The organism is Spongiactinospora rosea (genome assembly GCF_003315795.1).
Classification (GTDB): domain Bacteria; phylum Actinomycetota; class Actinomycetes; order Streptosporangiales; family Streptosporangiaceae; genus Spongiactinospora; species Spongiactinospora rosea.
The window spans coordinates 309,522-327,955 of record NZ_QMEY01000003.1; the positions used below are offsets into that span (position 1 = coordinate 309,522).

The following is an 18,434-nucleotide window of genomic DNA, read 5'->3' on the forward strand; positions in this document are numbered from 1 at the left end:
GAGGAGAACTTAAAGCCCTTATTCTCCACATACGTTGGTACGGAATAAGGTGACCCCTGATTGGGCCCGCCGATGGAGGAATGATGTCCAAGGAGAAGGCGCAGGCGAGGCGTGAGCATCTGGCGCAGATGCGAGCCGCGCAGAAGCGCAAGGAGCGCCGTACCGCCATGCTCATGTGGGGCGCGGGCGGGCTCGTCATCATCCTGCTCGTCGGCGTGGTCGCGTTCTATCTGATCAGGGAACGGTCGGCGACCTCGCTCGGCGATGTGGTCTCCGCGAAGTACCCGGCCAGCCAGCACAAGGAGACCAAGATCTCCTACAAGGAGAACCCGCCGCTCGGCGGTGAGCACAACAGCGTCTGGCAGCGCTGCGGCATCTACGACGAGCCGGTCAACAGCGAGCACGCGGTCCACTCCCTGGAGCACGGGGCGATCTGGATCACCTACCAGCCCAGCCTCCCCAAGGCCCAGGTGGACACCCTGAAGAAGCTGGCCTCCGAGGAGTACATGCTGCTCAGCCCGTACCCCGGGCTGCCCTCGCCGGTCGTGGCCAGCGCGTGGAACAACCAGCTCAAGCTGGCCACCGCCGACGACCCCAAGCTTCCGCGGTTCATCAGCAAGTACCGCAACAACCCGACCAACACGCCGGAGTTCGGCGCCTCCTGCGAAGGCCCGTACAGCACCGACAAGACCGCGGCCCAGAAGGAGATCCCGGCGGTCGCGCCGAGCGGATCGGCGGACACCATGGGCACGCCGCCCGCCGAGCCCAGCGCCCCCGCGACCGGCGCCCCCGAGCCCAGCGCCTCCTGAGCCGCGGGGACGGCCCTACGTCAAGAACTCATCGACGCCCGCGAACTCCAGCCCGTGCGCCTCGGCCACGGGCCGGTTCGTCACATGGCCCTCGTGCGTGTTCAGGCCGCGGGCGAGGGCCGGGTCGGCCCGTAGCGCCGCCCGCCAGCCGAGGTCGGCGACGGCCAGCGCGTAGGGGACGGTGACGTTCGTCAGCGCGTAGGTGGAGGTGTGCGGGACCGCGCCCGGCATGTTCGCGACGCAGTAGAAGACCGAGTCGTGGACCCGGTACGTCGGGTCGGCGTGGGTCGTCGGGCGGGAGTCCTCGAACGAGCCGCCCTGGTCGATGGAGATGTCCACGAGCACCGAGCCCGGGCGCATCCGCGCGACCAGCTCGTTGGTGACCAGCTTGGGGGCCCTGGCCCCCGGTACCAGAACCGCCCCGATCACCAGGTCCGCCTCACGGACGGCACGCTCGATCTCGTAGGCGTTGGAGGCGATGGTCTGGCAGTGGCCCTGGTAGATGATGTCGGCCTGGCGCAGCCGGTCGATGTTCTTGTCCAGCAGCACCACCTCCGACTGCATGCCCAGCGCGATCGCCGCGGCGTTCATCCCGGCGACCCCGGCCCCGATCACCACCACGCGGGCCGCGTGCACCCCCGACACGCCGCCCATCAGCACCCCGCGCCCGCCGCCCTGGCTCATCAGGTGATAGGCGCCCACCTGCGGCGCGAGCCGCCCGGCCACCTCCGACATGGGCGCGAGCAGCGGCAGGAAGCCGCTCGCCGTCTGCACGGTCTCGTAGGCGATGCCGGTGATCCCCGACTCCAGCATGGCCGTGGTGCAGGGCGCCGACGCGGCCAGGTGCAGATAGGTGAACAGCACCTGGCCCTTGCGCATCCGGTGGTACTCCACCGCGACCGGCTCCTTGACCTTCAGCACCAGGTCGGCCTGCCCCCACACCTCGTCGGCCGACGCCACGATCACCGCCCCGGCGGCGGCGAAGTCGTCGTCGGGGATCGCCGAGCCGGTACCGGCGTCCCGTTCGATGAGGACCTGATGCCCGTGCCGGACGAACTCGTGCGCCCCGGCCGGCGTGAGCGCGACGCGGTATTCGTTGTCCTTTACCTCGCGCGGAACTCCGATCTGCACGGCTCCTCCTCGCGTAGCCCCGTCTTTCACTGTGCGTTCCCCCGGGGAGGACCACCACGCGCAGGGTGGAGGGAATCGGCGGAGCTTGATGACAATTTGTCGGGGAAGCAATGCCTTTACGCGTGGATTACGCGGGGTTGGGGACGATCGGTAGGCTCGTTCCCGCCAGCGAGCAACGTCATGAACATATGGGGTCCACACCGATGGAGAAGCAGCCGGTGGAGAAGCGGCCGGATTCCGGCGAGGAGCCAGGGGCGCCCTCGTCCGCGGAGGCCGCCCCGGCAGATGACGAGCCGAAGGCCAGCAGGGCGACCACGGCGCTGCTCGCGGTCGCGCTCGTCCTGGTCGTGGTCATCACCGGGGTGCTCGCCACCGTCGCCGTGCTGATGACGGTGAACCCCGACGCGCTGCCCGGCGGCACCCGGCCCAGCAAGCTGGCCGCGCCGATCTTCTTCGCGCCGCTGACCGGCACCCAGCCCGCGCCCTGCCCGGGCCGCGAGGCGCTGCTCGACGACGCGGGCACCACCTGCTACTTCATGGCCGACGGCGTGGCGGTCACCGCCGTACGCACCATCGAGGCCGTACGCGAGCCGACCGGCACCTACGCGGTGCGCATCGCGCTGCCCGCGCCGTTCCGCGACCAGGTGGGCGCGCTGACGCAGGAGGCGGTACGGGAGCGGATCGTGGTGGTCGCGGGCGACCGCGTGGTGGCGGCCCCGCGCGTGGCACAGGCCATCACCGAGGACACCCTCAGCCTGTCCGGCTCCTTCAGCAAGGACGTCGCCGACGGCATCGTGGCCAAACTCCGCGGCCCGGCCACCACCGCCACCTGCCCCCCGGGCACCGTCCCGAGCTCCGCCGCCCCGAACGGCACCACTCCAGGAGGCACGGGCACCCCGCCGGGCACCAACGGCACCGGCGGCACTGGAGGGCCCGCGGGTAACGGAGGGCCGATCGGTACCGATGGCACTGGCGGCACTGGCGGCACTGGCGGCACTGGCGGCACTGGCGGCACTGGCGGCACTGGCGGCACTGGCGGCACTGGAGGGCCCGCGGGCAACGGAGGGCCGATCGGTACCGGCGGGGCTGGCGGGACTGGCGGAGCGGCGGCCGACGGTGCGGGGTCGCCTGTGGGCGACGGCTCCACGGGAGGCGCGCCTACGGCGGGGACGGGTACGGGGACGGGGACCGGCACCGGGACCGAGACCGGGGTCACGCCGCCGGGGGCCGGGACTGCGACTCCGGAGAGCACCTGCGTGCCGGAGGCACCCGCCGGTACGGGAACGGGCACCGGAACCGACCCGGCGACGGGCACGGGCACAGGCACGGGCACGGGCACGGGCACGGGCACGGGCACGGGCACGGGCACAGGTACGGGGCCGGTGACCGGGCCGACGGGAGGTGCGACCGGGCTGGGCACCGCGACCCTGTCCGGGAACGGGACGACGGCGGCCCCGGTCGGGATCGCGCCGCAGGGCGGTCGCGAACTGGACGAACCCGATCCGCGCTTCGCGAGCTGCCGTGAGGTCGGTGAGGCGGGATACGGTCCGTACTTCAAGGAGACCCACCCGGAGTACCAGTACTATCAGGACAAGGACCACGACAACGTGGCGTGCGACCACGACGAGCCGGGCTGACCGGCGCTTGACCCCGATTCCGCCTCGAGCGGACATCGATCACTCTGGGTAAAGCTAAATTGACTGTGCGTTAGAGTGCGGTTAAGTTCACGCGTAGGCAAGTCCACGCAGCACACCTCAGCTCGGAGTCGATGATGGCTTTGAAGTTCCTCGGCAAGGATCCTGGAAGTGACGTTGACGACTGCCCGTCGGTCTGGGTCGATGAGACCGACGGCAGCATCGTGATCCAGGGCAGGGAAGTGCAAGATGCCGAGACACGGGTCCTGATGACATCGCTCAACCCCCTCGCGGAGGGCGAGCGGGTGGTCCGCATCCCCTTTCGCATGGCGCCGCTGCTCCTGGCGGCCTGCCGGGACGCCGACCTCGGGGGTTCGCATTCGTGACGCGGGCCGCCCGGCCCTCGTCGCCGTGGCCACGCCACACCTACATCACCGTCGGTGGCCGGCTCCCCGACGCGCCCGAGCAGGTCGGCACGCCAACCGACGCGTGTGAGGCGGTATGGGATCCGGACAAGCGACATCGACGCGTGTGACGTCGGCGGTCCGCCGGCCCAACGCGACCCAGTCATCGAGCAGCGTGCTCGCCGCCCGCAGGCTGATCGCGCAGCGCCTGCGCGAGCTGCGGCTGGACGCGGGGCTGAGCGCCCGCGCGCTGGCCGCGGCGGCCGGCTGGCACGAGTCCAAGTCCAGCCGCATCGAGAACGCCAAGACCCCGCCCTCCGACGACGATCTACGCGCGTGGTGCGGGGCCTGTGGCGCTGACGGGGAGGTGGAGGAGTTGATCGCCGCCTCCCGGCAGGCCGATGAGATGTACGTCGAGTGGCGCCGGGTGCACCGGGCGGGTCTGCGCCGCACCCAGGAGTCCGGCATCGCGCGCTACGAGGCCACCCGGCACTTCCGGGTGTACTGCTCGCACGTGGTGCCGGGGCTGCTCCAGACGGCCGCCTACGCCCGCGCGCTGCTGGCCTCGGTGGCCGCGTTCCGCGGGCTGCCCGACGACTCGGAGGCGGCGGCTCAGGCCCGCCTGACCCGCTCCCGGGTGCTGCACGAGGGCGACCACCGCTTCGCCATCCTCATGGAGGAGTCGGTGCTGCGCTACCGCATCGGCGACGCCGACGTCATGTCCGGCCAGCTCGACCACCTGCTGACCGTCATGGCCCTGCCCCGCGTCTCACTGGGGGTGATCCCGCAGACCGAGTCACGCCGCCTGTGGCCGGTGGAGGCCTTCCACATCTTCGACGACAGAGCGGTCAAGGTCGAACTGCTCACCGCCTCGGTCAACGTCACCCAGCCCCGCGAGATCGCCCAATACGCCAAGGGCTTCGACGAACTGGCCGCGATGGCCCGCTACGGCCGACACGCCCACGACCTGATCGCCCAGGCCCACGCCGGCCTCACCTGACCACCCCGCCGCCCGCGGCCCGAGGTCCCGGGCGGAGGGGGCGCGGCCTGTACTCGCGTGGGTGGCCGAGGTCCATGGTCCTGTTCGACGAGCCGGCGGCGATGGCCCGGTACGGCCGGCACGCCCACGACCTGATCGCCCAGGCTCACGCCGGCCTCACCTGACCACCCCGCTGCCCGCGGCCCGAGGTCACCGTGGGGAGGGGGGGAAAGTCGTGTGCAAGTTCGTGCAAGCTCGTTGAGGGGGGCGGAGGCTCGTTCCTATCGTCGGAGGCGTGCCTCCCAGCGCATCGGGCCGCGTCGCGGGCCGGTGTGGCGAACTCGGCCGACAGCGTGGTCTGCTGATCGAACAGGAGGCGAACGGTAGTGGTCGGCGGACGCGAAGGGCGTGCCATGGCTCGTGGCGACTGGACCATCGTCGGCAGGGTGGCGATCCGGTACGCGAACGGCCGTCAGGTCGTGGTCGCGGCCGGCGGGCGGTTCAAGTCGCTCGATGAGGCCATCGGTCACTGGGAGAGCCGGGAGGCCGAGCGGCGCAACCGGGAGCTGGCCGAGCTGGGCCATGTCGTCAACACGGCGTTCAAGCGCATGGAACGGGCCTGCCGGCGGCTGAACGAGATCAAGTTCGAGACGGGGGATCTGGTGTGATGAGCACTCTCGGAGGCCGGACGACCCCGTCACGCCGTCGCCCCTGACCCTCGTGGCCCGTGACCATGCCCGGAGCAACACCCGGCCTCCGAGAGACCAGCGCGCAGGGTCGCGGTCTCCCCGCACCGCCCGCGGCGGTGCCCTCGGGCGCCTGCCGCGGGAAGCCGGTCCCGCGGCAGGTCCCGCGGCCGTGCCCACGACGATGGGCCCGCCCTCAGCCGTCGAACAGGCCCACGCTGAAGAAGGCCACGAACATCGCGGCCACCACGTACAGCAGCGGGTGCGCGTCGCCCGGCCGCCCCCGCCCCAGCTTGATCGCGACGTAGGCGATCAGCCCCGCGCCCAGCCCCGTGGTGATGCTGTAGGTGAAGGGCATCAGGGCGATCGTCAGAAACGCGGGGATCGCGAGGTCCAGGTCCGTCCAGGGCACGTTGCGCGCCTGGGTCATCATCAGCGCGCCGACCAGTACCAGGGCGGGGGCCGCCGCCGCGGCCGGGACGACCGTCGTGACGGGCGTGAACAGCAGCGTCAGCCCCAGCAAGGCCCCGGTGACCAGGCTGGCCAGGCCGGTGCGGGCGCCCTCGCCGACCCCGGCCGCCGACTCGACGAAGACGGTGTTGGCCGAGGCGCTGGCCGTGCCTCCGATCGCGGCGGACACGCCGTCCACGGTGAGGATCGCCCCGAGGCGCGGCACCCGGCCCTGTTCGTCCACCAGGCCCGCCTCGTCGCTGACGCCGATGATGGTGCCCATCGCGTCGAAGAACCCGGACAGCACCAGCGTGAACAGTACGACGGTGGCGGTCAGCGCGCCCGCCGTGCCGAAACCGCCGAACAGGTCGAATTGCCCGAGCAGCCCGAAGTCGGGCGCCGCGACGACCGAGGCGGGCACCCTCGGCGCGACCACCCCCCACTGCGCCGGATCGACGGCGAACGCCGTGTTGACCACGATGGCCAGCACCGTCGTGGCCACGATGCTGATCAGGATCGCCCCGGGAACGCGCCGGGCGTACAGCACGATCATCAGCAGCAGCCCGAAGCAGAACACCGTGACCGGCCAGCCGGAGAGGTGGCCGGTCGAGCCGAGCTGTACCGGCGTGCCGGTGCCCCTGGCCACGAAACCGGCGTCCACCAGGCCGATCAGCGCGATGAACAGGCCGATCCCGACGCTGATGGCGTGCTTGAGGGCGAGCGGGATGGCGTTCATGATCATCCGCCGTACGCCGGACAGCGCCAGCACCACGATGGCCAGCCCTTCGAGCACGACCAGGCCCATCGCCTGCGGCCAGGTCATGTGCGGCGCGGCCTGGTAGGCCACCACGGCGTTCAGCCCGAGGCCCGCGGCCAGCCCGAAGGGGGCGTTGCCGACCACCGCCATCAGCAGCGTGCTGATCGCCGCCGCCAGCGCCGTGGCGGTGGTGAGCTGCGGGATCGACAGCCTGGCGCCGGTGACGTCCACGGCCCCGGCCAGGATGATCGGGTTGAGCAGGACGATGTAGGCCATCGCCACGAACGTGGTCACCCCGCCGCGCACCTCGGCGGCGACCGTGCTCCCGCGGGCCCGCAGGCCGAAGAAGCGGTCGAGTCGGTCCACGATCCTCCCTTGCCCCGGCGGGGGGAGACGTGACCGGTCCTACCCAGCTCCGGGCGGCACGATGTACGCCCACCCGCCAGGACCCCGCCGCGGCGATTCCGTAACGGTTGCAGCGTGACCGGCGATGAGTTTTACACACACGGCCTCTAACCGGTCACGGTTCCCGGCGAGGCGCGGCGGTCGTTCGCCGCGCGGCTGCCGGACCCGCTTTTCGACTACGCCGAAAAAGCGCCAGTCAGAGCCCGTGCGGACGCTCGGCGTGTTCCTGGAGTACTCGGGGTCGTGGAACACCCGCGCCGAGCGCCCGCATGCACATGTCAACACGGTGAGGTATCGGATGCGGAGGGTGGAGGAACCGACCGGGGGGCGTGCCCGACCGGCCGGGCCGATCTCTTCCTTGCTTTACCAGTGAGTCAGCAGCAAAGCGGCTCACCCACGTCCGAGAATGGCGACATGGAGGATTGCGCGGCCGTAGCATTGGCCGCGACGGTGGCCATGACTGTGCACAGGACAGCCATGGCGAAAAGCAAGAGACGTCGACGCATGGTGGTGCTCCCGTCACTGTTTTCGTTCGACGACATTGTTCCAAGGGGTGCCGGTGAGTCAAGATCTGGTGGGGCAGCGCATTAAGACAATTCGTCGGCAGAGGGGTATGTCGCAAGCCCAGCTCGCGCATCCGGAGTTGTCCGACAGCTATGTTTCTCTTATCGAAAGCGGTAAGCGGACGCCGACCACGGCGGTGCTGGAGTTGCTGGCCGGCAAGCTCGACTGCTCGCTGAGTTACCTGGTCAACGGTGTTACCGGCGAGCAGTTGCACGAATTCGAGCTGGAACTCGGCTACGCGCGCCTCGCGCTGGAGAACGGCGCGGTGGCCGAGGCGCGCATGCGGTTCACGAACCTGGTCGCCGACAAGAATCTCACCGGGCTGACCCGGCTGCGGTTCGAGGCCGAATTCGGCCTGGCACGGGCGATGGAGGCGGGTGGCGACCTCGACGCGGCCATCGCGACCCTGAACGGCCTGCGGGCCGCGGCGGGCGGGGCCATGACCCCGGAGCAGCACATCACGGTGACCATCGCGTTGTCCCGCTGCTACCGGGAGCGGGGCGACCTGTCGGCGGCCGTGCAGGTCTGTGAGCAGATCCTGCTCGGCCCGGTGCGTCCGGCCTGGTCCGACGAACTGGTCGAGCTCGGCTCCACGCTGCTCGGCGCGTACATGCTGCGCGGCGACCTCCTGCGGGCGCAGCACTGGTCGGCGGAACTGCTGGCCGCCGCCGACCTGCTGGGCACCCCCAGGGCCACGGTCGCCGCCTGCTGGAACGGGTCGGCCCTGGCCGAGGCGATCGGACGTACCAAGGACGCCCTGGCCCTGGCCCAGCGGGCGCTCGCCGTGCACTCGGAGAACGGCGATCCCCGCAACCTGGCGCGCGTCCGGCTGAGCTGCACCTATCAGCGGTTCCTGCTGCTACCGGAGGAGGCGGAGATCTGCCGGGAGGCCCTGCACCGCTCCCGGCGCGAGCTGGCCGAGTCGTCGGCGGGGGTGGCCGACCGGGCCAGGTGCGAGCTGGACCTGGCCCACGTCGAACTCGCCCTCGGAAACCTCGGGCAGGCCATAGCCCATGCCCGCAGGGCCCACGAGCTGGTCTCCAGCACGACCAACGGGCTCGGCGCGGATGCCCAGCTGCTGCTGGCCGGGGCGTACGCGATGGCCGACGAGCCCATGGAGGCGCGTACGGCGCTGGAGGCGGCCAGGCGATGGCTGGAGCAGGTGACGCCCGCGCGGCGCGCGGCGCAGGGCTGGCGGACCGTCGCCGAGGTGCTGCGCAAGCTCCAGGACGGCCCCGGCAGCGTCGCCGCCTACCAGCGGGCGCTGGTCAGCGTGGGGCTGTAGCCGGGGGTGGCGACCCATCCGAATCCCGGATAACAGCCGCGCGTTACGGAACGATGTGATATAAGCACGATATGCTCGTAATTCACGAGCTGGTGAGGTGCGCTGATCCGCGCAGTGGGGGGCCATGAAAACGGAACGCGTGCGAGCGCCCGGCGCGTTCACCGGCCGTGCGGGGCCGGTGAGCGGTGGGCCGAGCGCTCACACGCGCATGGTCTTGGCGGGAGGTCCGGCGCGGGATGGACGGGGCCTGATCAGGTCCTGCCCGTCCGCGACGGCCGATCCCGCCGGTCTCGGCTCTGCCGGGACGCGGCTAGCAGCAGGCTATGTCCTTCCCTTCCGTGACCACCTGGGTCCCGGACGGATAGGCCTCCGCGGCGGTAGCATTGGCCGCGACGGCGATGAGGGCTGTGCATAGCACCGTCAGGGCGGAGACAGTGAGGCGTCGACGCATGGTGGTGCTCCCGTCACTGGTTTTCGTTCGACGACATTGTTCCAAGGGGTGCCGGTGAGTCAAGATCTGGCGGGCCAGCGCATTAAGACAATCCGCCGCCAGCGCGGTATGTCTCAAGCCCAGCTCGCGCATCCGGAGTTGTCCGACAGCTATGTATCTCTTATCGAAAGCGGGAAGCGAACGCCAACTCCAGCGGTGCTGGAGTTGCTGGCCGGCAAGCTCGATTGTTCGCTGAGTTACCTGGTCAACGGCGTCACCGCCGAGCAGATGGAGGAGCTGGAGCTAGAACTCGGCTATGCCCGCATGGCGCTGGAGAACGGCGAGGTCGCCGAGGCGCGCAGGCGGTATGCCGCTCTGGTGGCCGACAACGATCTGGCTGGTTTGGCACAACTCCGGCTCGACGCCGAATTCGGACTGGCGCGGGCGATGGAGGCGGGCGGCGACCTCGACGCGGCGATCGCGACCCTCAACGGGCTGCGCGCGTCGGCCGGCGAGGCCATGACGCCCGAGCGGCACGTCGAGGTGGCCATCGCGCTGTCGCGCTGCTACCGGGAGCGGGGCGACCTGTCGGCGGCCGTACAGGTCTGCGAGCAGATCCTGATGGGCAGCGCCCGCCCGGCCTGGACCGACGAGCTGATCGAGCTGGGCGCCACGCTTCTCTACGCCTACCACTTCCGCGGCGACCTGCTGCGGGCCACGCAGTTCTGCGCCGAGCTGTTCGCCGCCGCCGAGCTGCTGGGCACGCCCCGGGCGATCGTCGCCACCTGCTGGAACGGCGCGCTGCTCGCGGAGGCCACCAACCAGAAGGAGGAGGCGCTGGCGCTGGCCGAGCGGGCGCTCGCCATCCACTCCGAGAACGGCGATCCGCGCAACCTCGCCAGGGTCCGGCTGGCCTACACCTACCTGCGGTTCCGCATCCGGCCCGAGGAGGCCGAGAGCTGCCGGGAGGCCCTGCTGCGCTCCCAGCAGGAGCTGGCCGGGACCTCGGCGGGCAGCGCCGACCAGGCCAGGTGCGAGCGCGAGCTGGGGCGGGTGGAGTTCGCCCTGGGCAACTACGACCAGGCCATCGTGCACGCCCAGAAGGCGCACGACCTGGTCTCCGACACCATCAACGGGCTCGGCGCGGAGCCGCAGCTTCTGCTGTCCGGCGCCTACGCGGTGCTCGGCAAGCGGGCCGAGGCGCACGAGGCGATCGACTCGGCCAAGCGGTGGCTGGAGAAGGTGACGCCCGCCCGCCGGGCCGCTCAGGGCTGGCGCACGGTGGCCGAGGTGCTCGGCAAGCTCGACGACCGCCCTGGCAGCGTCGCCGCCTACCAGCGCGCCCTCACCAGCGTCGGGCTGTGATCGACGGCTGATCGCGACCGCCCCGGTCGCCCGGGGCGGTCCGGGACCGTTCCAGCGCGGTCAGGAGGTGGCAAGGGGGGCCCAAGGTTGCGATCCGCGGTTCGGGGCGGCCCTTCCCGTCGGTAGCCTGGGATCGCCATGAAGACTTTCCCGTCGCGCGCCGCGCTGGCCGTACCGCTCGGCGCGCTGCTGCTCGCGCTCCTCGCCTCTCCCGCGTCGGCCCACGGCGCGCTCGCCGCCCCCGAGGGCGGGGGCGGGCTGCCGGTGTGGGTGTGGATCCTGGCCGGCGGCCTCGCCGGCGTCGGCATCGGGCTCTTCCTCAGCCTGCGCGGCAAGAGCGGCAAGAAGCGGTGAACAGAAGCGTACGCCTGACGATCGCCGCGGTCGCCGCGGCGGTGGCCGCCCTGGTCGCGGCCATGTTCGTGGGCGGCGCCGCGACGCCGCGCATCATCCCCGGCCTGCCCGACGAGGGCACCTTGACCCGGTGGGCGCTGCCGCTGTCCAAGTTGCTGATGAACGCCGCGGGCGTGCTCACCGTCGGCACCCTGCTGGCCGCCACCACGCTGCTGCCCAGCGACAAGGGCCTGCTGGGCAAGCCCGCCCTGGAGTACGTCAAGGCAGCCTCCTGGCTGGCGCTGGGCTGGGCCGCCGCGACGGCCGCGACGATGCTGTTCACCGTTTCGGAGACCTGGGGCGCGCCGGTCGCGCAGATCCTCAACGGCAACGAGCTGCTCAGCTTCGCCAGCCAGAGTTCGCAGGGCGTGGCGCTCACCCTGGTGATCCTCTTCGCGGTGGCGATCGCGCTGTTCTCCCGGGGCGCGATCACCGCCGGCGCCGCGGGCGGCCTGCTGGTGCTGGCCATCGCCACCCTGCTGCCCCCCGCGCTGACCGGTCACTCCTCCTCCTCGCCCAACCACGGGCTGGCGACCACGTCGATCGCCCTGCACCTGGTCGGCCTCTCACTGTGGGTGGGCGGCCTGGTCGTGGTGGCGACCCACGCGATTCGCAAGCAGCAGCACCTGGCGGTGGCGAGCGACCGCTTCTCACGGATGGCGCTGTGGTGCTTCGTCATGGTGGGCCTGTCGGGCGTGTTCATCACCCTGGCCCAGCTCACCGCCATCGGCGACCTGGTGACCTCCCCGTACGGCCGGCTCATCGTGATCAAGGCGGTCGCCTTCGCGGTGCTCGGCCTCTTCGGCTACCTGCACCGCAGGCGCACCCTGCCGCAGGTGGCGCAGAGCAGGCCGGGCGCGTTCACCCGGCTGGCCGGGGGCGAGACGGTGCTCATGCTCGCCACCGTCGGCCTGGCCGTCGGGCTCGGCCGTACCGAGCCCCCGCCCTCCCCGATCGCCCTGGACCGCGCCTTTGAGCTGCTGGGCTTCCCGCTGCCGCCGGAGATCTCGCTCGGCAACGTGCTGACGCTGTGGTGGTTCGACGTCTTCTTCGCCACGCTGGCCGCCGTGCTCGCCGGGCTCTACGGGGCCGGTGTGCTGCGGCTGCGCCGCCGCGGCGACTCCTGGCCGTGGGGACGCACGATCTCGTGGTTCATCGGTGTGCTGATCCTCGTCCTGGTCACGCAGAGCGGCGCGGGCCGCTACGCCAAGGTGCTGTTCAGCGCGCACATGACCGAGCACATGGTGATCTCCATGCTGGCGCCGATCTTCCTGGTGCTCGGCGCGCCGGTCACGCTGGCGCTGCGCGCGCTCAAGCCCGTGCCGCGCAGGGGCGACCGGGGCCCGCGCGAGTGGCTGACGGTGATCCTGCACAGCCGGGCGATGCGCTTCCTGGCCCACCCTGCCATCGCCACGACGCTGTTCATCGTCTCCACCTACGCGCTGTACTTCACGCCGCTGTTCGCCTCGGCGATGGACAGCCACCTCGGCCACATCGCGATGTCGGTGCACTTCCTGGCCAGCGGCTCGCTGTTCTTCTGGGTGATCATCGGCATCGACCCGGCCCCGCACCGGCTGCCGCACGTGGCCAAGCTGCTGACGCTGTTCGTGACGATGCCCTTCCACGCCTTCTTCGGCATCGCGCTGATGATGATGACCAGCCAGATCGCGGCGACCTACTACGACCAGCTCGGCCGCACCTGGGGCACGTCCGCGGTGGCCGACCAGCAGACCGGCGGCGCGATCGCCTGGGGCTTCGGTGAGATCCCGACCCTGATCGTGCTCATCGCGCTGGCCGTCCAGTGGTGGCGGGACGACGACCGCAAGGCGCGCGTGGCCGACCGCAGGGCCGACGCCATCGCCGCCCGCACCGGCGGCAGCGGCGACGCGGAGCTGGACGCCTACAACGACTACCTCGCCGAGCTGGACAAGAAGGGCCGCGCGGACTGACCACGCGGCCCGGCGGCAACGCCCCGGCCCAGGGCTCTCCGGTAGCCTGTGGCTGGGGGAGTGGGACATCGCAGGCGCGTCGCCGGCCAGGCGTCGCCCGGCACCTCCGGCGGGCCGTCGTGGGGGCGGCGGGCGCGCCGGGAGCGTGATGTCCCCGCGTGAGAGGACGCATGGCCGTGACCGAGGAAACACGCATGCGCGGGGGACAGGGGCTCGCCGAGGCCCTGGAGGATCACCTCGACCGGTGGTCCCGCCGCACCGGCATCGCGGTCGAGACCTGGGCGCTGCCGCAGGGCGACGTCGAGCCGGACGTCAGCCGCGGCGTCATGGCCGCCTTCGGTGAGGCGCTGGCCAACGTCGAGCGGCACAGCCGGGCCCGTACGGTCTCGGTGGCGGTCACGCTGGGCGCCTCGGGGCTGCGCATGACGGTCAGCGACGACGGCGTGGGCTTCTACGGCACGGCCACCGGCCGGGGGGCCGCGCTGATGCGCGCGGCCTTCGCCGAACTCGGCGGTGTGCTCACCGTCCACGGCGTGCCCGGCGAGGGCACCACGGTCACCGGCGTGATCCCGCGCCGCTGAACGCCGTGCCGCCGCCGCTCACGGCAGGGTCAGGATCTCCCGGCCGTCGTCGGTGACGAGGATCGTGTGCTCGAACTGCGCGGTGCGGCGGCGGTCCCGGGTGACGGCGGTCCAGCCGTCGGGCCAGATGTCGTAGTCGATCGCGCCCAGCGTGAGCATCGGCTCGATGGTGAACGTCATGCCCGGCACCAGCGTGGCGGACAGCGACGGGTCGTCGTAGTGCGGCACGATCAGGCCGGAGTGGAACGTCGTGCCGATGCCGTGCCCGGTGAAGTCGCGCACCACGCCGTAGCCGAACCGCTTGGCGTACGCCTCGATGACCCGCCCCACCACGTTGAGCCGCCGCCCGGGGGCAACGGCCTTGATCGCCCGGTCGGTCGCCTCCCTGGTGCGCTCCACCAGCAGCCGCGACTCCTCGTCGACCTCGCCGACCAGGAACGTGGCGTCGGTGTCGCCGTGCACCCCGCCGATGAACGCGGTGATGTCGACGTTGACGATGTCACCGTCGCGCAGCACCGTGTCGTCGGGGATGCCGTGGCAGATGACCTCGTTGATCGACGTGCACAGCGACTTGGGGTAGCCGCGGTAGCCGAGCGTGCTGGGGTAGGCCCCGTGGTCGCACAGGAACTCGTGGCCGATGCGGTCCAGCTCGTCGGTGGTCACCCCGGGCGCGACGTGCCTGCCGACCTCCTCCAGCGCCTGCGCGGCCAGCCTGCCCGCGACCCGCATCCGCTCGATGATCTCCGGCGTCTTGACGTCGGGCTCGCCGGTCTTCGGGGCCTTCTTGCCGACGTACTCCGGCCGCTGGATGTGGGCGGGGACCTTACGCATGGGCGAGATCCGCCCGGGCTGGAGCAGTGTCGTCATGGCGGCAAGTCTAGTTGGGCCCCGAAGCGGGCAGTATTCGTCAGGTGAGCGGCAAATGGTGGTTCTGTCTGACGCATCTGCGAGTAGAGCCCGACGAGGGGTGTCCCAACAAGGACCGCATGGGCCCCTATGAGACCCGGGAGGCGGCGGCGCGCGCGTTGCAGACCGCCGCCGAGCGCAACGAGGCGTGGCGCGAGGGCGACCGCAAGTGGGACGACGACTGATCCCGTCTCCGGGCGGGCAGGGTCAGGAGGCGGTCACCGGCGTGCGTGCGCGCGCCACCACGAGGGTGCGCCGGGAGGGCGCGAGGGTGACGTTCTTGAGCAGCGCCCTTTCCGGGGCGAGGCCGCCGCCCGCGGTCAGTTCGACGCGGCCGAGCACCTCGCGGATGATCGCGCGCATCTCCAGCAGCGCGAGCTGCGCCCCCGCGCAGTACCGGCGTCCGCCGCCGAACGGCATCCAGGACCGCTGCGCGCGCTCGGTGACGCCGTCCCCGCCGTGCTCCACGGCCAGGAACCGCTCCGGCCGGAACGCGTCCGGGTCGGGGTAGGCGTCCGGGTCGCGGTGGATGAGCGAGATGAGCGGGGCGACGTACCACCCGGCCGGGATCTCGTACCCGCCGAGCGAGAGCGGCCGGTCCAGCAACCGGGGGGCCTCGAAGACCACCGGGCGCGAGCGCAGCCCCTCCTTGATCACCGCGTCGAGGTAGTGGTCCTCGCCCGCCGCGAGGTCCGCGGTGAGCCGGTCGAGCACCCGCGGGGCGCGGACCAGCCGCTCGAACGTCCAGGCCAGCCCGGTGGCGGTGGTCTCGTGCCCGGCCATCAGCATGGTGACCAGTTCGTCGCGGATCTCCTGGTCCGACATCGGGTCGCCGTTCTCGTCGGTGGCGGCCAGCAGGCGGGACAGCATGTCCGTGGCGTCCGGCCGGGTCGTGGCCCGGCGCCTGGCGATCTCGTCGAACAGCAGGGAGTCGAGCGCCTCGCGCAGCACCGCGAAGCGGGTGGTGGGCAGGTACGGCACGCGGCGCAGCAGCGGCGAGGCCATCATCCGGTCGGTGATGGAGGCCGGCAGCATCAGCATCGAGCCGCTGCCCGTCGTCTCCAGCAGCTTCGGCAGCAGGGCGCGCAGCCGCCGCAGCCGCCCGGCCTCGGTGATGCCGAACACCAGCCGGATGATCACCTCCAGCGTGATGTCCTGCATCCGGTCGCGCAGCGCGAACGGCTCGCCGAGCGGCCAGCCGTCCACCGAGCGGGCGGCGATCCGCTCGATCTCGCCGCGCCACCCGGCGACGGCCCTGCCGTGCAGCGGCGGGCTGAGCAGCTTGCGGTGCCGCCGCCACGGCTCGCCGTCCAGGCTGAGCAGCGAGTGCCTGCCGACCATCGGCTCCATGAACGCCCTGCGGACCTCCCCGGCCCGCCCGCCGCCGTCGCCGTCCAGCGCGTAGACGCGCTCGGCGAGTTCGGCGCCGGCGACGTAGACCTCCGGCGGGAAGCCGAAGTAGCGGATGGTGAACACCGGCCCATGCTCGCGTCCGGCGGCACGGAAGAAGGCGTCCGGGTCGCGCACGAGGCGGTAGGTCTGCAGAGCTGATGTGAGCCGGGGTCCGGGCGGTGGCGTGGGCATCGGAGGCCCCCCTTCCGACGGTTATGCGAACGATCGTCTTATGCGTTTGAATAGATTTGTATCATGGCTTCCGTGTCACGTGAACAGCCGGTGGCCGGCCACCGGGAACGACTTCTCGCCGGAGCGGTGAGCTGCCTGCAGGAAAAGGGCTACGCCGCGACCACGGTCCGCGACCTCGTGGCCGCCTCGGGCACCAACATGGCCTCCATCGGCTACCACTTCGGCGGCAAGGAGGCACTGCTGCACGAGGCGCTGGAGGAGTGCTTCCGGCTCTGGACGGCACGGGTCGAGCAGGCCGTCTTCGCCTCGGAGGACGATGACGCCGACATGGCGGGCGCGCTGGCCCGCGGGCTCACGGCGCTGCTGGAGGTGTTCAAGGAGTCCCGGCCGCTGCTCATCGCGTTCGTCGAGGCGTTCCCCCCGGCCGCGCGCTCCGAGGCGCTGCGCGCCCGGCTGGCCGCGGCCTACGCCGAGTCCCGCGCCTCGGGCGTGGCGATGGTGCGCCGGGTGTCCGAGCGAACGGGCAGGCTTCCGCCGTTCGACCCGGAGGTGTTCGTCACCGTCATGATGGCCGTCCAGGACGGGCTGATCCTGCAGTGGCTGATCGACCCGGACAACACCCCGGAGGCGAGCCAGGTGCTCGCGGTCTTCGCCGCGCTGCCAGAGATGACCGGCGGGGCGCGGTGAGCGCCCGCCGGCGGGCGCGGTCAGTCCACGACGTGCGGGCCGCTCACCCGGTCGAGCAGGCGGGCCAGCCGCCCGCGCAGGCCGCGGCCGTTCCCGCGCTCGCTCGCGGCCATGCTGACCAGGTGCTGGGCCCCGTCGAAGGACACCGGGGCGTCGGCGGGGACGAACAGGGCGTCATGGGCCAGGCCGCTCAGCTCGGGGTCGCCGCCGTCGCCGTCCAGGGCCAGGATGGTCGCACCGGTGCGCCTGGCGTCGTCCAGCCGTTCCAGCAGCGGGACCGGAGCGGAGCTCTCCGCGACCACGAACAGCGTTTCGCCGCGCCGCGCCTCGCGCAGCCGGTCCATGCCTACCCGCAGGTGCGGCGGCGCGCCCGGCGGCACCGTCCAGCGCACCAGCGTCGGGGCGAGCTGCGGGAGATCCGCCAGCCGGGCCTCGTCGGCGAGGTGCGCGGTCACATGCCAGGGCTCCTCGGCGGGGGTGCCCACCACCAGCAGCCCGCCGGGCGAGCGGGTGGCCCGCAGGCCCCTGGCGAAGTCGCGGGTGCGCTCCACCCATCCGGTCGGCGCGAGGGCCTCGCGCAGGAAGTCCACAGACGACGCGTCCATGACATTCATGCTGCCGCAGCGACCCCGGGGGCGTCTCGCGATCGGCAGCCTGGCATGATGCCTGCTTACGGCGGCGATGAGGAGTGAGAATCGTGGCGGATGGCGCGCTTACCGAGGTCGAGGCCCTTTCCCTGGGCATCTTGGGCGGGACCGGCGACCAGGGCAAGGGCCTGGCGCGGCGGTTCGCGCTGGCCGGGCAGCGGGTGCTGATCGGGTCCAGGAACGCCGAGCGGGCCCGGCAGGCCGCCGAGTCGATCGGGCACGGCGTCACGGCGGGCGAGAACGCCGAGGTCGCCGCCAAGGCCGACGTCGTGATCGTCGCCGTGCCGTGGGACGGGCACAAGGCCACCTTGGAGGCGCTGCGCGAGCCGCTGACCGGCAAGATCGTGATTGACTGCGTGAACCCGCTCGGCTTCGACAAGCAGGGGGCCTACGCCCTGCCGGTCGAGGAGGGCAGCGCCGCCCAGCAGGCCGCCGCGGTGCTGACCGGCAGCCGGGTGGTCGCCGCCTTCCACCATGTCTCGGCCGTCACGCTGCTCGACCCCGAGGTGGCGGAGGTCGATCTCGACGTGCTGGTGCTGGGCGACGACCGCGAGGCCACCGACACCGTGCAGGCCCTCGCCTCGCGCATCCCCGGCGTACGCGGGATCTACGGCGGACGCCTGCGCAACGCCCACCAGGTCGAGGCGCTGACCGCCAACATCATCTCCATCAACCGCCGCCACAAGGCGCACGCGGGCATCCGCATCACCGACGTCTGAGCGCCACGGCCGCGGAACATCCGCCGCGGGATGGGCGACCGTCTCGGCCGCACGCCGGGCAGCGGCCTG

Annotated in this window: 19 protein-coding genes; 14 read left to right on the forward strand and 5 right to left on the reverse strand. The window is 71.8% G+C overall.

All coding sequences use genetic code 11. The features are described 5' to 3' along the window. Window positions 1-83: 83 nt before the first annotated feature. Entirely contained in the window at window positions 84-809 is a 726-nt protein-coding gene (locus DP939_RS10080; protein ID WP_113980712.1) for a DUF3105 domain-containing protein, read from the forward strand. Between the two features lie 15 nt (window positions 810-824). Here the strand turns inward: DP939_RS10080 and ald are convergent, their stop codons facing one another. Next, on the reverse strand, window positions 825-1,940 hold the full coding sequence (gene ald, locus DP939_RS10085; RefSeq protein WP_113980362.1) for an alanine dehydrogenase: 1,116 nt from the start codon (window positions 1,938-1,940) through the stop codon (window positions 825-827). Window positions 1,941-2,143: 203 nt separating this feature from the next. On the opposite strand from ald, the gene DP939_RS10090 reads away from it, so the two are divergent. The 4 genes from DP939_RS10090 (at window position 2,144) to DP939_RS10105 (ending at window position 5,625) form a co-directional block, all read left to right on the forward strand. Then, the gene (locus DP939_RS10090) at window positions 2,144-3,577 is read left to right on the forward strand and encodes an excalibur calcium-binding domain-containing protein (protein ID WP_113980363.1); all 1,434 of its coding nucleotides are present in this window, start codon (window positions 2,144-2,146) and stop codon (window positions 3,575-3,577) included. Window positions 3,578-3,708: 131 nt separating this feature from the next. After that, complete coding sequence (locus DP939_RS10095) at window positions 3,709-3,960, forward strand: hypothetical protein (RefSeq protein ID WP_199565071.1); 252 nt, start codon at window positions 3,709-3,711, stop codon at window positions 3,958-3,960. A gap of 145 nt (window positions 3,961-4,105) precedes the next feature. Then, on the forward strand, window positions 4,106-4,978 hold the full coding sequence (locus tag DP939_RS10100; RefSeq protein ID WP_225878142.1) for a DUF5753 domain-containing protein: 873 nt from the start codon (window positions 4,106-4,108) through the stop codon (window positions 4,976-4,978). A 392-nt stretch (window positions 4,979-5,370) separates the two neighbouring features. Continuing rightward, window positions 5,371-5,625 (forward strand): hypothetical protein, encoded by a 255-nt coding sequence (locus tag DP939_RS10105; RefSeq protein WP_113980366.1) that lies wholly within the window; start codon window positions 5,371-5,373, stop codon window positions 5,623-5,625. 214 nt (window positions 5,626-5,839) lie between these two features. Here the strand turns inward: DP939_RS10105 and DP939_RS10110 are convergent, their stop codons facing one another. Then, the gene (locus DP939_RS10110) at window positions 5,840-7,216 is read right to left on the reverse strand and encodes an NCS2 family permease (protein WP_113980367.1); all 1,377 of its coding nucleotides are present in this window, start codon (window positions 7,214-7,216) and stop codon (window positions 5,840-5,842) included. A 124-nt stretch (window positions 7,217-7,340) separates the two neighbouring features. On the opposite strand from DP939_RS10110, the gene DP939_RS10115 reads away from it, so the two are divergent. The 6 genes from DP939_RS10115 to DP939_RS10140 all read left to right on the forward strand — a co-directional run bounded on the left by DP939_RS10115 (window position 7,341) and on the right by DP939_RS10140 (window position 13,822). After that, window positions 7,341-7,628 (forward strand): helix-turn-helix domain-containing protein, encoded by a 288-nt coding sequence (locus DP939_RS10115; protein ID WP_113980368.1) that lies wholly within the window; start codon window positions 7,341-7,343, stop codon window positions 7,626-7,628. A gap of 201 nt (window positions 7,629-7,829) precedes the next feature. Continuing rightward, window positions 7,830-9,104, forward strand: coding sequence for a helix-turn-helix domain-containing protein (locus tag DP939_RS10120; protein WP_225878183.1), 1,275 nt, complete (start codon window positions 7,830-7,832; stop codon window positions 9,102-9,104). Between the two features lie 505 nt (window positions 9,105-9,609). Beyond that, window positions 9,610-10,899 (forward strand): helix-turn-helix domain-containing protein, encoded by a 1,290-nt coding sequence (locus DP939_RS10125; protein ID WP_225878143.1) that lies wholly within the window; start codon window positions 9,610-9,612, stop codon window positions 10,897-10,899. A 138-nt stretch (window positions 10,900-11,037) separates the two neighbouring features. Further along, entirely contained in the window at window positions 11,038-11,253 is a 216-nt protein-coding gene (locus tag DP939_RS10130) for a hypothetical protein (protein WP_113980371.1), read from the forward strand. After that, a complete protein-coding gene (locus tag DP939_RS10135; RefSeq protein WP_113980372.1) occupies window positions 11,250-13,241 on the forward strand; it encodes a cytochrome c oxidase assembly protein in 1,992 nt (663 codons plus the stop codon). The genes DP939_RS10130 and DP939_RS10135 overlap by 4 nt, the downstream gene beginning before the upstream one ends. A 176-nt stretch (window positions 13,242-13,417) precedes the next feature. Beyond that, window positions 13,418-13,822 carry a sensor histidine kinase gene (locus DP939_RS10140; protein ID WP_158578531.1) on the forward strand — a complete coding sequence of 135 codons (405 nt, stop codon included), beginning with the start codon at window positions 13,418-13,420 and terminating at the stop codon, window positions 13,820-13,822. Window positions 13,823-13,840: 18 nt separating this feature from the next. Here DP939_RS10140 and map read toward each other — a convergent pair whose 3' ends face one another. Continuing rightward, window positions 13,841-14,689 (reverse strand): type I methionyl aminopeptidase, encoded by an 849-nt coding sequence (gene map / locus DP939_RS10145; RefSeq protein ID WP_113980374.1) that lies wholly within the window; start codon window positions 14,687-14,689, stop codon window positions 13,841-13,843. Between the two features lie 44 nt (window positions 14,690-14,733). Here map and DP939_RS10150 point away from each other — a divergent pair, with 44 nt between their 5' ends. Then, window positions 14,734-14,913: a hypothetical protein gene (locus DP939_RS10150; RefSeq protein ID WP_113980375.1), complete on the forward strand. Its 180-nt coding sequence runs from the start codon at window positions 14,734-14,736 to the stop codon at window positions 14,911-14,913. Between the two features lie 22 nt (window positions 14,914-14,935). Here DP939_RS10150 and DP939_RS10155 read toward each other — a convergent pair whose 3' ends face one another. Then, window positions 14,936-16,312 (reverse strand): cytochrome P450, encoded by a 1,377-nt coding sequence (locus DP939_RS10155; RefSeq protein ID WP_113980376.1) that lies wholly within the window; start codon window positions 16,310-16,312, stop codon window positions 14,936-14,938. A 72-nt stretch (window positions 16,313-16,384) separates the two neighbouring features. Here DP939_RS10155 and DP939_RS10160 point away from each other — a divergent pair, with 72 nt between their 5' ends. Beyond that, window positions 16,385-16,999, forward strand: a complete 615-nt coding sequence (locus tag DP939_RS10160; RefSeq protein ID WP_158578532.1) for a TetR/AcrR family transcriptional regulator — start codon at window positions 16,385-16,387, stop codon at window positions 16,997-16,999. Window positions 17,000-17,019: 20 nt separating this feature from the next. On the opposite strand, the gene DP939_RS10165 is transcribed toward DP939_RS10160, so the two are convergent. Beyond that, on the reverse strand, window positions 17,020-17,604 hold the full coding sequence (locus DP939_RS10165; protein ID WP_199565072.1) for a hypothetical protein: 585 nt from the start codon (window positions 17,602-17,604) through the stop codon (window positions 17,020-17,022). Window positions 17,605-17,696: 92 nt separating this feature from the next. On the opposite strand from DP939_RS10165, the gene npdG reads away from it, so the two are divergent. After that, window positions 17,697-18,365 carry an NADPH-dependent F420 reductase gene (gene npdG, locus DP939_RS10170; protein WP_225878144.1) on the forward strand — a complete coding sequence of 223 codons (669 nt, stop codon included), beginning with the start codon at window positions 17,697-17,699 and terminating at the stop codon, window positions 18,363-18,365. Window positions 18,366-18,434 lie beyond the last annotated feature (69 nt).

What these genes read in the sequence shown, in the direction of transcription:
- DP939_RS10080 (WP_113980712.1), top strand. Translation starts at nt 84, where the DNA reads ATGTCCAAGGAGAAGGCGCAGGCGAGGCGTGAGCATCTGGCGCAGATG.
- DP939_RS10090 (WP_113980363.1), top strand. Translation starts at nt 2,144, where the DNA reads ATGGAGAAGCAGCCGGTGGAGAAGCGGCCGGATTCCGGCGAGGAGCCA.
- DP939_RS10095 (WP_199565071.1), top strand. Translation starts at nt 3,709, where the DNA reads ATGATGGCTTTGAAGTTCCTCGGCAAGGATCCTGGAAGTGACGTTGAC.
- DP939_RS10105 (WP_113980366.1), top strand. Translation starts at nt 5,371, where the DNA reads ATGGCTCGTGGCGACTGGACCATCGTCGGCAGGGTGGCGATCCGGTAC.
- DP939_RS10115 (WP_113980368.1), top strand. Translation starts at nt 7,341, where the DNA reads ATGAGTTTTACACACACGGCCTCTAACCGGTCACGGTTCCCGGCGAGG.
- DP939_RS10130 (WP_113980371.1), top strand. Translation starts at nt 11,038, where the DNA reads ATGAAGACTTTCCCGTCGCGCGCCGCGCTGGCCGTACCGCTCGGCGCG.
- map (WP_113980374.1), bottom strand. Translation starts at nt 14,689, where the DNA reads ATGACGACACTGCTCCAGCCCGGGCGGATCTCGCCCATGCGTAAGGTC.
- DP939_RS10155 (WP_113980376.1), bottom strand. Translation starts at nt 16,312, where the DNA reads ATGCCCACGCCACCGCCCGGACCCCGGCTCACATCAGCTCTGCAGACC.
- DP939_RS10165 (WP_199565072.1), bottom strand. Translation starts at nt 17,604, where the DNA reads ATGGACGCGTCGTCTGTGGACTTCCTGCGCGAGGCCCTCGCGCCGACC.